The following is a 14,915-nucleotide window of genomic DNA, read 5'->3' as shown; positions in this document are numbered from 1 at the left end:
GTTTTAATTGACTTGATAAATCTTAAAACCAAGTGCCGTCAGTGTTTCACGTTTGGCTACAGGTGCGACCACAGCACGACTCGGTGTTTGCGCTTGTAAATACTGCTTGGCAACGCGTTGTAAGTCATCGAGCTTCACCTGAATTAAACGTTCACGTAACGTTTGACGGAATGATGGATACCGGCCATGTAACAAGGCATAACATGCAGTAATTGCTTCACCTGCTGGTGAACCTGGTTTATCCATACTGGCAATTAAACCTAAAATCGCTTCTTCTAACTGATGTGGTTGTTGCTCAGCAGTTAAGATCCACTCAATTGAGGCATTAAAGTCGGCAAAAGTTTCTGCTAAACGTGGGTCACGGTAGCTATAGAAACGGAATGAGCAGGCATTACCATCGTAGCTCGCGCCGCCGCCATAAGCACCACCTTTTTCACGAATCGCGCTATGTAAGAAGCCATTACGTAAATACGCCGCCAATACCATCAGCGGTGCAGCATCTGGATGTGATACTGGTACCGCAGGGTAAGCTGCAGCACAGAATTGCACATTAGCTTGAATCAGCCAAGCTTGATCCGCGCCGTCATCTGCTGTGGTTTTGAGTTGCTGTAGCGTAATTGGGCTGCGGTCAATGGCCACTTTATCCCAAACATTTTGTACTTCTTCCACCAAACGTTCAGACTGCTGTTCTTCACACACCAGTAAAAACTGTTTAGGCGCTTGTAATAATGTACGATGAATGACTTGTAATTCAGCAATTAAAGCATTGTAGCTATCTTCATCATTTAAGCTAGCCACCAATTGATTTAACCAGTTTAATGCACCTAAACCTGTGTTTTGATAATCACGGTTGGCTAAAGCACTATGCTGACGCGAGGCAATTTGCATCGCATAACTATGTCCAGCATCCGATACACGAGCTTGCCAACGAGTTTTACGTTGTTGTAATAGTTCAACAATACGGTCTTTTTCATCAAAACGTAGTTGCTCGAAGGCCATTTTCAACAGATTGATGGCACTTAAGTTATTCACTAAAGACTTGGTGGTTAAGGTTAACCATGCACTGATTTTACCCGCATCATCAACTTTAGAGCGTAATGAAGCCCCCATACCCAAGCCACCACTGACCGCAGTTTGCAACTGTTGCAGCTCAAGATAATCATATTCACCTGCGCCCACTTCACCCATTAAAATTGAGAGCAAGTTAAAGTACGGTGATTGCACTACAGCCTCAGGAATCTGTACCAACACTTGTTGGTAGTAAATGCCGTTGGTGCCAGCATGATAGAGATTAAGCGGCGTATCTAGACCATTGCTAATAATTTCGCGTAATTGACCTTGGACAATATGTAAATCTGCAGGAATGTCTTCTAAACCTACTTTAGGCAACAGGTTTAAATCATCTGGGGTATCTTGACGGACTTTTAAAGCTTCAGTTTGGGCAATAATTTCGGCTTTTTGCGCTTCAGTTAAGCTTGTACCAAGGGCAGCGAGACGTGCCTTTTCTGCCTCATTTTCTGCTGCGGATTTATTAGCATCTGGCACCAATGTCATTTGTACACGGTGTGGGTTATCAATCAGATGGGTTTGAATTAAGTGAGATAACCACATTGGGTCTTTCAGCTCTTCTTTCACCGCTTTAATTGCACTGTCCACATCCCAAACATCTACAGGATCGGTGTGATGAATGGCACTGCTTAAACCATTTAAAATTAAGCTTAAACCGTATGGCATACCATCGCCATTGATTTCACGTTGGTGCAGTTCAATTTGATGCAAAATCGCATTCACTAGATCTTGATTCACAGGCTGTGCAGCAACTTCGTTTAATACCTTAAACACGCCCTCTTTAAATGCTTGAGCGTGTTCAGGGTTAGAACCTTGAATACCACAATAGAAGGTCATTTCAAAGTTAGAATCATCCACACCCATCAATGGACCTGTGGATTGTGCATAACCACAGGTTTCCAAATAATGACGTAGAGGGGAAGCAGAATCTTCGAGTAAAATACCTTCAACTAAACGCATACCCAAGCGTAATTTAATGTTGCTGGCTTGTGGCAATAACCATGACATCACATGATAGGTTTTATCGCTTAGATCATCTGCATCTAGTGCATAGGTTTCTGTGACTTGAATCGGTGCGGCTAGGCGTGTTTCAGGCGTTGAATGTAGCGTTTGGCCTTTGCCAAATTTGGCTAAAGCCAGAGTTTCAAATTGCTCTTGTAAATCATAAGCCGATTGATTACCAAAGGTCATAAACACCGCATTACTTGGATGGTAATGCGATTTATAAAATTCAAGCAATTCATCATAGCTTAAATCAGGAATGTCTTTAGGATCACCACCTGAGTTGTAATGGTAGGTAGTATGCGGGAATAGATGCTGGGCCAATTGGTGGTAAAGCTGATCGGTTGGCGAACTCATCGCACCTTTCATCTCATTAAATACCACGCCTTTATACACCGGCTCGCCATTTTCGAGCTCAATACGAATGCCTTCTTGGGCAAAATCCAGCGGATTTAAATTGGCTGCAAAAGCGGCATCTAAGTAGACTTCAAGTAAATTTTGGAAATCTTTTTTGTTTTGCGTTGCAAATGGGTACGCGGTCCAGTCTGCAGCGGTAAAAGCGTTCATAAAAGTATTGAGTGAACGACGAATCATTAAAAAGAATGGGTCGCGTACAGGGAATTTTTCTGAACCACACAGCGCCGTGTGTTCTAAAATATGCGCCTCGCCTTTTGAATCCATCGGTTGAGTACGAAAAGCCACCAAAAATACATTTTCATCGTGGTCAGTTGCCAAATGATAATGTACCGCGCCTGTGACGATATGTTGGTATTCAGAGACAAAAATATCTAAGGCTTCGACATGGTGTTGACGTACCAACTGAAACGCAGGATGTACGGTGATGGTTTGAGTTTCAGTGACATCTACAGTCATGTGATCTCCAAATAAAAATTAAAAAAACTGTTCTCATTATAACGACAGTTTTGCTAAAAATTCATGCCAATCCAAAAAGCTGAGTTATTCACTCAAGATTCCGCTCAATTTGCACAAATTTCACTCACTTGCTGTCATTTGAGCCTATTATATTTTAGCCTGAATTTTATTCAGCAAACTGTATCCAAGTTGAACAATCATGTAAAATCTGATTTTTCTTATTGAATGTGAATGAAAAGACATGGCAACTGTTGATCTTTTTGCAATTGGTAATGCGTTAATTGACCAAGAATTTAAAGTTTCTGATGCATTTTTACTTGAACAAAACTTGCAAAAAGGCACCATGCAACTCACCGATGGCGCAACCCAAGCGGCTTTATATGCCAATTTACAAGCCAGCCAAGTCTATAAAGGCCAAGCCTCGGGCGGTTCTGCCGCCAACACTACAGTGGCTTTTGCAGCCCTTGGTGGTTCAGCCTTTTATGCGTGTCGTGTCGGGAATGATGATTTAGGCGCAACTTACTTACAAGGTTTAAGCGATGCGGGGATTCAAACCACCCCTCGCTCTGTCAGCCAAGGGGTCACGGGGACATGTATGGTATTGGTCAGCCCTGACTCTGAACGTACCATGCATACTTGTTTGGGCATTACCGCAGAATTAACCAGCGAGCAAATTGATTTCAGTCCGCTTGAAACTGCCAAATGGTTATATATCGAAGGCTATTTATCCACCAGCGACAGTGCACGTTTAGCGGTTAAACAAGCACGTCAAATTGCCAAAGCCAATGATGTTAAAATTGCTTTAACCTTATCTGACCCTGCCATGGTGCAATATGCACGTCAAGGTTTAGATGAGTTAATCGATGATGGCGTTGATCTTTTATTCTGTAATGAACAAGAAGCTTTAATGTACAGCAACACTGATACTCTAGATGCTGCGCTTGCTGTATTGCGTCAAAAAAGTCAGTACGTTGTCATTACATTAAGCGAAAAAGGCGCTTTAATTGCCACGCAAGACACGCAATTTAAAGTTGCAGGTCGCAAAGTGACTGCCGTAGATGCCAACGGAGCCGGTGATGCTTTTGCGGGTGCATTTCTTTATGCGCTCAATGCAGATTTAGGTTTACAAAGCGCGGCTGAATTGGCTATTTTAATTTCAAGTCAAGTGGTGTCACAATTTGGCCCACGTTTAGACTTAAATGACTATGCAACACTGCTGAATACATTGCAAAAGGACCCTGCATAATGCAAAAAATTTGCATGACCGAAGACGTACCAGAACGTGAAGCGCGCAGCTTTGATTTAGACAATGGGGATAAAATTTTTATTACCCAACGCGACGGCTGTTTCTTCGCTTACCAAAACTTATGTCCACATTTACAAGTGGAACTTGAGTTTTTAGAAAATCAATTTTTAGACCGTGAGCAAGAATATATTGAATGTTCAACCCACGGCGCACTATTTTTAGTCGAAAGTGGTGAATGTGTCTCTGGCCCTTGCCAAGGTCAAGCCTTAGAGAAAGTCGCTATTAGCGTACATTCTGACGGCGGCATTTATATCGCCCAAGATTAATAGGACCTGCCAGCATGCTTGAGCTGTTACAACATTGGCATCTAATGCCCTTTCATTTTAGTGTGTTGTTATTACTAGGCTTAAGCATGGTAGAAACGGTGGGCTTTTATTTAAAAGCCCCACCGAGTCTGTGGTTGAAACGCTGTATTCCTACTAAATTACGCCATGCCGATTTACTCAACGTTAAGTTTTCAAAATTACTGATTGTGGTTTTTTTACTGATGAACTTTAGTTGTGTCGGTTATGTCTTGCAATTTAGTATTTATGCCCAGCAAAATGCCTTTGCTCCTTTTTATTATGTCTTTTTCCCCGCGCTGATTTTAGCCATCTTTTTTACCGCCTTTATGATTCATTGTCTGGATCAAGTCTTACCCCCCAAACATCAACATGTTGAACCTGATTTATTGGGACGACTGGCCACCTTAGTTGCTAAAGCCCGCCCAAGTTTCCCTGCCGAAGCACGGATTCGCGATGAATTTGGTCGCCTACACATTGTTGATGTAGAACCTGAATTTGGCGAATTAGAAGCCAACAGCCAAGTCATTTTAATTCGTATGAAACGTGGGCACTATGTGGCTAAAAAAATCGCCCAATCCCAACCGTTAGTAAATCCCAGTCAACAGATAAAAAAAAATCAAGATATTTGATGTTTTTTTAGACACTTATATCAAGCTGTTACTCTTGTACGCTTTAATTTGATTAGACTGCTGGTTTTTCACAAGGACAATACAATGTTAGGTCAACTCTTAAAAAGCGTAACAGAAGTGGGCGTTAATGAACTTTGGAAACAACATGGTCAGCAAGTACAAGGCTTGGTGGTACAACAGCTATTAAATGTGGCAGAAGATAAAATTTCACAGGACGAAGAGCTGACCAAAACAGTCAAGCAAATTTACCAATTATTACCTGCCAACATCACCGCGCTATTACCTGCCGATTTAATTGTCAACAAAGTCATTGAAAACAAAGCGCTGATTTTAAGCCAAGTGCAACAGCTGCGCAGCAAAGCGTAAACCATAAAAAAATCCAGATACAAAATCTGGATTTTTTTATTTTTAGCGATTAGATCGGTTCAAATGGTTGTACCACATCAGCATTTTGTGCACGGTGACGCAGAAAATGATCCATTAACACAATCGCAAGCATCGCTTCAGCAATCGGTGTCGCACGCACACCTACACATGGATCATGACGACCTTTAGTTAAAACATCAGTATCTTCACGATCAAGGGTAATGGTTTTACCCGGTGTGGTGATTGAAGCAGTTGGTTTTAAAGCAATCGCGACACGAATGTCTTGACCACTTGAAATTCCACCCAAAATACCGCCGGCATGATTAGCTAAGAAACCATCTGTTGTGAGTTCATCACGGGTCTCATGACCAAATTGCTCGGCTACAGCAAAGCCATCGCCAATTTCAACGCCTTTAACCGCGTTAATTGACATCATGGCATGTGCAATATCAGCATCTAAACGATCAAAGACTGGCTCACCCCAACCGACAGGTACATTTTCTGCAATGATTTCGAGTTTTGCGCCACAGCTGGTGCCTTGTTCACGTAAAGATGTCACTAAGGCTTCAAAACGCGGCACTGCATTCACATCACCACAGAAAAATGGGTTATTCGGTACTTCGTTCCAATCGAGTTGCGTGGTTTTTTCAGTGCCAATTTGCGTGACATGACCACGAATTAAGATCCCAAATTTCTCGCTTAAATATTTTTTGGCAATTGCACCAGCTGCCACACGCATCGCTGTTTCGCGCGCGCTTGAGCGACCACCACCACGGTAATCACGGAAACCATACTTATGGGTATAGGTATAATCTGCATGATTTGGACGGAAGGTTTGTGCAATATTGCCATAGTCTTTGGATTTTTGATCGGTGTTACGGATCAATAAACCAATCGACGTCCCTGTGGTTTTACCCTCAAAAACCCCAGAGATAATTTCTACTTGGTCAGGCTCTTTACGCTGAGTGGCAAATTTTGATGTACCCGGCTTACGACGGTCTAAATCATATTGCAAATCAGCTGCTGACAATTCAATCCCCGGTGGCACGCCATCGACAATGGCCATCAGACCAACGCCATGAGATTCACCGCAAGTCGTTACACGGAACAGTTGCCCTATACTATTACCTGCCATGTTCAACGACTCCTTTATGCTTGAACAGATTGAATAAATAAATCACGGAATTGACGGCATTGCGCTGCTGTGAGTGCAAAAATACCTGTGCCGCCTTTTTGGAATTGTAACCAATAGAAATCAACTGTATTGAAGTTTTGACGCATGGCCCATTCAGAGTTGCCCACTTCAATCACAATTAGACCATCTTCAGTTAAATAATCTGCTGCTTGTGCCAGCATTTTACGCACTAAATCTAAACCGTCTTGACCTGCTGCAAGGGCAAGTTCTGGCTCATGATGGAATTCATCTGGTAAATCAGCCATATCTTCTGCATCCACGTATGGCGGATTAGATACGATTAAATCATATTGATTTTCGGCAGGAATTTTGGCAAATAAATCAGATTCAAGTAATGCCACTTGATACTGTTTGTTATGATGTTCTGCATTAATTGATGCTACTTCTAAAGCTTCTTTAGAAATATCAGTGGCATCAACATCAGCATCAGGGAAGGCATAAGCCAAAGCGATGGCAATACAACCTGAACCTGTACACATATCTAAAATACGCTGCGGCGTTTTTGGATTTGGGTTTTCAGGTAAGTTGTTTACCGCTTGACCCATTTGACCATTTTCGCCTAAGCAATATGGTGCAAAACGGTTTTCGATCAATTCTGCAATCGGTGAACGTGGAATCAGTACACGCTCATCAACATAAAATGGCTTACCAAAGAAGTAAGACAAGTTAAGTAGGTAAGATGTTGGCACACGTTCGTTAATACGACGTTCGAGCAGGCTTAAAAATTCAGCTTTTTCACTTGGGAGAAGTTTAGCATCTAAGATTTCGTTGTCTGCATTCCAATCTAAAGACAAGGTTTGTAAAACCAAAGCAGAGCTTTCTGCAAAATAATCTTCTGTACCTTGACCTAAATGCGCATCGTATTGACGTAATGCTGTGACACCAAAACGAATAAAATCACGAATGGTGATTAGTGTTTCAGCGGCTTCCTGTAAATGTTCAGGGCTAATTGTCGGTCGATCCACTTAAGGCGTCTCCAAGGTTAATTTTTTAAAACGCTCTATGATACCTTGTTTTTAGTGCTTTTTCGCCCATCTGTATAGAAAAAATCCTCTAGCGCCTATGGCATCAAAATTCAGCCAAGCCCCCAAAATGCCTTTCGCTTAATCTGATTAGAATTGAATCTGTCGTATGCATTTTGCAACAGCTAAAATTTAGCTAAGTTAGGCTAAAATCTATAAATATTATGGATTCAAGAAGTTAAGCCACTATAGCATTTTCGTTGATGTGCTTATGCAAAAATTCTGCAGTAAAGCTTAAAAAACTACTTTATTTTGAATTTAGATCCACAACAACAGTATAAAACAATGAAAAAAATCATCTTTACATGGCTGTTTTCAGCTCAAGCTAAGAATCAACCATCGAGCTTAAGTGATGCGCGAATGGACATGTGTATTTTTCTTTAAATCCACATGTTCATTTTAAAACGATAAGAGGCATCCCAGCATGAAGGCACCATATTTCGCACTCACATTCATCACAAGCTGTGCTTTAAGCGCATGTACCCAACCTACCAATCAGACTACAAGCCCTCAACAACCTGCTGCGAACGAGTTAAAGCATTTGGTGATTGGTTATCAAAAATCATCTCTAAATTCAATTACGTTAAAATCTGATCCAACACTTTTAAAAACTTATTTCCCGCATACGCAAATTGAATGGAAAGAGTTCCCTGCAGGACCACAACTCTTAGAAGCTTTATCCGTAGGTTCGGTGGATTTTGGTTCAGCGGGCAATACTCCGCCGCTCTTTGCACAATCAGGCAATAAAAATTTAACCTATGTGGCTTATGAAAAATCGCATCCCAAAAGTTTAGGCTTGTTGGTGGATAAACATAGTCCGATTCAAAGCTTGCAAGATTTAAAAGGCAAACGTATTGCCCTGCAACGTGGTTCCAATGCACATGACTTATTGGATAAAATTTTACAAAAAGCTGAGCTGTCATGGTCTGATATTGAACCGATTTGGCTTGCACCTGCCGATGCACGCGCAGCTTTTGATAAAAAAACTGTGGATGCTTGGCTGATCTGGGAACCATTTCAATCTGTAGCCTTACAAGGTGGACATGCACGAGTACTTACCGATGCACAACCTTTTGAACAAGGCTATAGCTTTGTGATTGCCAATCCAGATTTTGTTCAACAACACCCTCAAGCAGTTACTCAATATATTCATGCTTCTAATGCAGCTGCAAAATGGGTGGTTCAACAGCATCAAGATGCAGTGCAACTGTATAGTAAAGCCATTGGTGTCAGTCCTGAAATTGCTGATATAGTTTTGCAAAAGCGTTATCAACCGTCTTTGCTGGCCACCCTGACACCTGATGTGGTTCAAGCCCAACAACATATTGCCGATCGTTTTAGCGCAGAAAAACTCATTCCGCAAAAAATTGAGGTAAGCAAATTTGTCTATAACAGCCTCCCATAACAACATGCATCCAAACTGTAGCAGCCTCTGGGCTGCTTTTTTTATCGGGCTTGATTTTTAAAAGATTGACCGCATATTGATGCTGTTTTTCTTTTTCAGCCAAATTATTTTTATGAGCTATAAGCACAATAACTTAATGGCCATGCGTCAACAGTACTGGCAAGATCAATCCGAGCAGGTTTGTCATGAAAAAGCCGCGCTACAACAGCTCATACATGAGCAAAAGCTATTTGCGCAGCCCAGCCTTGAAGATGCCAAGTACGTGTTCTTTCAACTTCCGAGCCAAATTATTATTCAAGGTTATGCCTTAGGTTTTATCCATCCCAAAGTGCAAAGTTTAATGATTGCCTTTTTAAGCGCCTATAAAGATCAATTGATGCAAAAATTACCTTTTAAAGTGGCTTATCGTTGTTAAGTTAATGCATATACAGCTCTAAGCTTATAATGTCGATTGATGTAAAGCTTAGGCTATTTTTTAGGTGATCTGTTGCCAAAATGTTGTTGCTTGAATGTTTGAACTTTTTTAATACGTTCAGACAGGTTAATATCCAGTACAATCAAATTATTCTGCGAATTATTGCATCTTCAAAGGTTTAATATACATGTCAGATCAGCACGATAAGCTTAAACAACTCAAAACCTCCTCTATGGATCGACGCTTATCGATCGCCAAGGCGTCGTTACTTGCCGGTACGCGTTGGGCTGCATCTAGTGCGACTTCGATGTTTTCAAGCGAAGCGGAAAAAGAAAAAAAGCGCAAGCAAGCCATGAAAGAACAAGCTGAGTATTTGGTGGCCGAAATTGGCAAGCTCAAAGGCTCAATTGTTAAAATTGGCCAAATGATGGCGCTGTATGGCGAACATTTTCTACCCGAAGAAATCACCCAAGCTTTAAATACGCTCAATAACCAAACTGTAGCACTCGATTGGCCTGCCATTAAAAGCCAGTTACGCAGTCAATTGGGCAATAAACTTGATGATTTAACCATTGATCGTGAACCTTTAGGCACGGCGTCTTTGGCTCAAGTGCACCGTGCAGTGCGTAAATCCGATGGTTTAGAGTTGGTGCTTAAAGTGCAATATCCGGGCGTGGCCGATGCTATTGATTCCGATATGAGTCTGTTTAAAAACATGCTTAAGTTGACTCGTATGGTGCCGCAAACCCGCGAATTTGATCAATGGTTTGATGAAGTACGCGAGATGATGCACCGTGAGGTGGATTATGAAATTGAAGCTGCCACCACCCGCCGCTTTAACCAACGCTTAAAACAAGACCCACGTTATATTGTGCCAACCATCATTGATGAGTATTGCACTAACCGCGTGTTGTGTATGACCTTTGAACGTGGTGTCCCCATCAACAGCCCTGTGATGCTGTCTTTACCGCAAGAACGTCGTAATCGTTTAGGTGAAGCCTCGCTTGAAATTGCGGTAAGGGAAATTTTTGAATGGGGCGAGATGCAAACCGACCCGAATTTTGGTAACTATTTGGTACGTTTGGGCAATGGCACAGAGATTCAAGACCAAATTGTGTTGCTAGACTTTGGTGCGATTCGTCAATTTGACCAGCATTTACTCGGCATGGCACGTAACTTAATTAAAGCAGGCTACCATCATGACCCTATTGCTATGGTCAACGCCATGCGCGGCTATGAGTTTTTTGATGCCATTCCTGAGGCGATTAAACCAGATATGGCCAAGGTATTTTTATTGGCTACAGAAGCATTTAGTAGTTTAGACAACAATAAACAAATTCCTGAAGGCGTGATGGATACAGATCATCGCTATGATTGGAAAAAAAGCCAATTGCATAGTCGTGTGATGCAACAAGCCTCTAAATCAATGGCATCGCGTTATTTTAGCGTGCCGCCTAAAGAATTTATGTTTATTAGTCGCAAGTTCATTGGTGCCTATACCTTTATGACCGTGATTGAAGCCAAAACCGATGTGCATAGCATGATTCAAAAATATATTTAACGATTGTGACGCTAAAGAGGTGCCCTGCATCTCTTTTTTTATGGGTTTATTATGTATTTTCTACGTTCGATTCAATCACAAGATGATGCCGCTTTAGCGACAATTATCCGCCAAGTTTCCCAAGAATATGGCTTAGCACCAGACTCTGGTTTTGCTGTCGCTGACCCGATTCTTGATCATTTATCAGAAGTTTATAGCCAGCCCAAAGCCGCGTATTGGGTGGTTAGCAATGATTATGGTGAAGTCTTTGGCGGTGGCGGAATTGCGCCCTTACAAGGCGCGGATCATATTTTAGAAATTCAAAAAATGTATTTTTTAAGCGATATTCGCGGGCAAGGTTTAGCCAAACAAATCTTAACGCAGGCTTTTGAATTTGCGCAAGCTCAAGGAGCAAAGCAAATTTATTTAGAAACAACCGCTTGCCTAAAAGAAGCTGTCAGCTTATATGAGCGTTTAGGTTTTGAATATTTAGATGCACCACTTGGCAACACTGGGCACAGCGCTGCTTGTGAAATTTGGATGGCAAAAACCTTATAAAAAAGCCCGCGATTGCGGGCTTTTTCAATTAAAAGGCGAATTTCAAATTCAGATAATACTGCTGTAAGCGTGGATCACTAAATTTACTTAAATAGGTATTGCTCATGTCTTTTTCTGCTTCACCAAACAGATTTTTGATGCCAAAGCTAATTTCAGGTGAGCCATATTGCGCTAATTTACTGCTATAACGTGCATACACATCATGGTACATCTGTGCATCGACTGTATCTTTGCCTTGTAGCAAAATTGCGGTTTCATTTTTTAGATCGTATTTTCCATAGTATTGCATGGCCCAACCAAAGCCCCATGCATCTGTGGCTTGTAAAAATGCCGCTGCATTAAAACGATGTTTTAATGGCCCTGCATCATCATTATTGGGGTCATTCAAATAGCTTGTTGCTGCTTTGCCGATTTGTTCTTGCTGATTATATTTTTCTGTCCAAGTATAACCAGCATTTAAGTTAAGCTCCCCCAAACGCGTGTTCATTTGATATGACAGTTGCGTATCAATGCCACTGGTTTCTAACCATAAGGCATTAAATGGCGTGGTATTTACAGTTTGTAAATTGCCCGCTGCATCACGGTGAATACGGTTGGCATAGCTCCCATCTTGGGCATTGGCATCTAAAATCGCCTGTGCACTTAAACTGGTAATGTTATTGTTTTTTTGAATGTTAAAGTAATCAATTGTCCAACGTAGACCTGCCAAGGCTTGCGGGGTAATCACTAAACCTGCTCCAAAACTGGTGGCGGTTTCTGGGGTTAAATTTGGATTCCCCCCGCCTGTGGTAAACAGCTCAACTTGCTGATTGCCATTTAAAGGATCAGTGACTGTGGTTTCTGTGGTGGCTAAAGTTTCTTCGGCTAATTGTGCAGCCGTCGGCACAATAAAACCTTTGCTATATGAACCACGCAGCATAATGCTGTCATTGGGTGCTAAACGAAAACCCAATGTGGGTGAAGTTTGGCTAAAATCACCACTGTTTTTAATGCTGTAATTTTCATAACGTGCTGCCAATTGTAGATCAAATAGCTTCAACCATGCTAAATCCTGCTGTGCTGAAATCAATGGAATATTCAATTCGGCATACAGCGACTGGCTATCAACCGCTTTTTGGGTAAAAGGTAAATCAGGATTATTTAAAGATTGGGTTTCAGAACGGCTGCTACTTTGCCAATCCGTGTAACCAAGACCTGTCGCAAGGGTAATGTCGCCAGCATACCAAGTGGCAAGCGGGCCATGCGCGCGTAAGTTCCACTCTTGTAAAGTTTGATCGGTATCGTTTTGCGCAACAGCCCAATAACCTTGATTTAAATCTAAATCAAAACTGGTCACATCGCTTAAAAAGTCAATTTTACCACTGGCAATATCTGCATTAAATTTGTTGGTGCCTTTGGTTGGACGACGTTGGTAACGAATACTTTTATCAGTATTGCTCCAAGCATAATCACCAATCACTCGCCAATCATCTGTCATTTTATATTCAAAACCTGTAGCCACACGTTGCATGGTGGCGTCCATTTCACGGTTACGCAAACTCAAGCCATTGGCATAATTTGGTGAATAGGTAATGAATATATCTTTGCCAAAGGGGTTTTGCGGATTATCTGCCGTGAGTGTTACTGTACCAAAACCATGATAATTACCAGCACTTGCCACATGTTGGCGCTCGTAAGCCGCTTCTACATAGACATTCAGTTGATCGCTAAAATCACGATTAATATTTAAACTATAAGATTCGTTGTCTTGTTCGCCAATTAAAGTGGCAGCACCTGAATCACCGCCAATACCACTCGCAAGCCCTAAGGCATATTGCCCAATAGTTTCTTTAAATGGTTCAATGCCTTCAGCCGAGCCAGTATAGCCTTTGGGTACATACGCATAGCTTGAACCTGCGCCTGCAAAGAGTTCAGAACCATCTTTGCTACGAATATTGGTGAGATGTCCCATCGGTGGATTGACCGCTACACCTTTGCTCATGCCATAAATGGCATCTGGGTTATTCGCAAGTTCAATTTGACGTTGTTTAAGTTTAAAACCACGATCCCGCGCTTTAAGCTGATTGCTCTCTTGTTTTTGTGCCGTCAACATCACTTGAGTACGACCCTCCTCAAGTGCAAAACCTGTGGTGAGGTTTAAAGTGGTCATGGCACTATCAGAATTGACGCTATTGTCATAACGCAGATTAGCTTCTGTCCCCACATAATCACGGCGTAATACCACATTAATAACACCACCAAGAGCATTACTGCCATAGAGTGCTGCCGCGGAACTCGGTAACACTTCAATACGCTCAATAGCAGCCAAAGGAATACCTTTTAAGTTTTGTTGATCACTCGCTTCAGATACACCTCGCCCGCCTACCCCTGCGCCACGGCGCCCATTAATCAGCACCAAAGTATGACTTGCGCCCAAACCACGTAAATTAATTTGACTGCTGTTGCCTGTCCAACCACTGGCAGAATCGTTGGCAACTGCAACGTTCATGCTCAAGCTTTTTTGCAGCAATTCATCAATCGTAGTCGCACCTGATTTAGCAATCTCTTCGCGGTCTATTATTTGTAAAGCCTGTGCATCATCTTCTGTGCGTACCAAGTCCATATTGCCTTGAAAAGCGTGTTGTTCTGCCTGTGCTGTGACAGAAATGGTTTCTAAAATATTGTCTTGAGCCCATGCAGATGCGCTTGGTGCACACATCGCAAACACTATAGAAAGACGTAAAAATTGCTGCGGCGTAATAGAAGCCAAAGACTGCATGCACATCATCCTGATCATGAATTATGATAAAATTTCAGCGCATGATAATCTAATTGATAATTATTTTCATTATCATATGTTTGTGTTTTTCTGATAAATCATATCAATGACACTGATCAAGCGGTTTCTCTACAGTTGTTATAAACAAAAGGATTGCTATTGCTGTTTTTAAATTATTCAGTGTTCAAGTCAAATACAGCCTACTGTTTACTCAGCAATGACCCTCTCTGAAGAACAGAATACGACTTAGCTGACGCAAATTTAGAGCATGGACTGTGCAGAGCAAGATATTGAGTTTCAATCGCACATAAAATCTAAGCCAATTTACCCTAACACATACAGTGATAGGCAAGCAGAGAGAGATCCAAAGAAACATCTCTTGGCTCTCCCCTGCTCAGCTGTATTGTATCTCAGCGACTAAAATGCTTAGGCTATTTAAACATCACTGATGACCACAAAGACCTGCGCTACATTTAAATGCAAGTCTTCTAGTT

12 protein-coding genes are annotated in these 14,915 nt (G+C 41.7%); 8 read left to right on the top strand and 4 right to left on the bottom strand.

Going from position 1 to position 14,915, the window contains the following annotated elements; all coding sequences use genetic code 11:
• Positions 1 to 3: 3 nt before the first annotated feature.
• Positions 4 to 2,943 carry an insulinase family protein gene (locus tag AC5YCI_RS10450; protein WP_496129690.1) on the bottom strand — a complete coding sequence of 980 codons (2,940 nt, stop codon included), beginning with the start codon at positions 2,941 to 2,943 and terminating at the stop codon, positions 4 to 6.
• Positions 2,944 to 3,184: 241 nt separating this feature from the next.
• Here AC5YCI_RS10450 and AC5YCI_RS10445 point away from each other — a divergent pair, with 241 nt between their 5' ends.
• The 4 genes from AC5YCI_RS10445 to AC5YCI_RS10430 all read left to right on the top strand — a co-directional run bounded on the left by AC5YCI_RS10445 (position 3,185) and on the right by AC5YCI_RS10430 (position 5,528).
• On the top strand, positions 3,185 to 4,189 hold the full coding sequence (locus AC5YCI_RS10445) for an adenosine kinase (RefSeq protein ID WP_496129691.1): 1,005 nt from the start codon (positions 3,185 to 3,187) through the stop codon (positions 4,187 to 4,189).
• Positions 4,190 to 4,203: 14 nt separating this feature from the next.
• A complete protein-coding gene (locus AC5YCI_RS10440) occupies positions 4,204 to 4,515 on the top strand; it encodes a Rieske (2Fe-2S) protein (RefSeq protein WP_496129744.1) in 312 nt (103 codons plus the stop codon).
• 14 nt (positions 4,516 to 4,529) lie between these two features.
• Positions 4,530 to 5,162, top strand: coding sequence for an OB-fold-containig protein (locus tag AC5YCI_RS10435; protein ID WP_496129692.1), 633 nt, complete (start codon positions 4,530 to 4,532; stop codon positions 5,160 to 5,162).
• An 84-nt stretch (positions 5,163 to 5,246) separates the two neighbouring features.
• A complete protein-coding gene (locus tag AC5YCI_RS10430) occupies positions 5,247 to 5,528 on the top strand; it encodes a hypothetical protein (protein ID WP_496129693.1) in 282 nt (93 codons plus the stop codon).
• A 49-nt stretch (positions 5,529 to 5,577) separates the two neighbouring features.
• On the opposite strand, the gene aroC is transcribed toward AC5YCI_RS10430, so the two are convergent.
• Positions 5,578 to 6,663 carry a chorismate synthase gene (gene aroC / locus AC5YCI_RS10425; protein ID WP_496129694.1) on the bottom strand — a complete coding sequence of 362 codons (1,086 nt, stop codon included), beginning with the start codon at positions 6,661 to 6,663 and terminating at the stop codon, positions 5,578 to 5,580.
• Between the two features lie 14 nt (positions 6,664 to 6,677).
• Positions 6,678 to 7,688: a 50S ribosomal protein L3 N(5)-glutamine methyltransferase gene (gene prmB / locus AC5YCI_RS10420; protein ID WP_496129695.1), complete on the bottom strand. Its 1,011-nt coding sequence runs from the start codon at positions 7,686 to 7,688 to the stop codon at positions 6,678 to 6,680.
• 481 nt (positions 7,689 to 8,169) lie between these two features.
• Here prmB and AC5YCI_RS10415 point away from each other — a divergent pair, with 481 nt between their 5' ends.
• From AC5YCI_RS10415 to AC5YCI_RS10400, 4 genes are all read left to right on the top strand, one after another.
• On the top strand, positions 8,170 to 9,150 hold the full coding sequence (locus AC5YCI_RS10415; RefSeq protein WP_496129696.1) for an aliphatic sulfonate ABC transporter substrate-binding protein: 981 nt from the start codon (positions 8,170 to 8,172) through the stop codon (positions 9,148 to 9,150).
• Between the two features lie 112 nt (positions 9,151 to 9,262).
• Positions 9,263 to 9,565 (top strand): hypothetical protein, encoded by a 303-nt coding sequence (locus tag AC5YCI_RS10410; RefSeq protein WP_496129697.1) that lies wholly within the window; start codon positions 9,263 to 9,265, stop codon positions 9,563 to 9,565.
• 187 nt (positions 9,566 to 9,752) lie between these two features.
• On the top strand, positions 9,753 to 11,126 hold the full coding sequence (locus AC5YCI_RS10405; RefSeq protein WP_496129698.1) for an ABC1 kinase family protein: 1,374 nt from the start codon (positions 9,753 to 9,755) through the stop codon (positions 11,124 to 11,126).
• Positions 11,127 to 11,177: 51 nt separating this feature from the next.
• Positions 11,178 to 11,663, top strand: a complete 486-nt coding sequence (locus AC5YCI_RS10400; protein WP_496129699.1) for a GNAT family N-acetyltransferase — start codon at positions 11,178 to 11,180, stop codon at positions 11,661 to 11,663.
• Between the two features lie 28 nt (positions 11,664 to 11,691).
• On the opposite strand, the gene AC5YCI_RS10395 is transcribed toward AC5YCI_RS10400, so the two are convergent.
• Positions 11,692 to 14,421, bottom strand: a complete 2,730-nt coding sequence (locus AC5YCI_RS10395; protein ID WP_496129700.1) for a TonB-dependent receptor plug domain-containing protein — start codon at positions 14,419 to 14,421, stop codon at positions 11,692 to 11,694.
• Positions 14,422 to 14,915: the final 494 nt, after the last annotated feature.

The sequence above is a fragment of the Acinetobacter sp. CY17 genome, from assembly GCF_059515825.1.
This window is presented reverse-complemented; position numbering and strand designations above follow the sequence as displayed.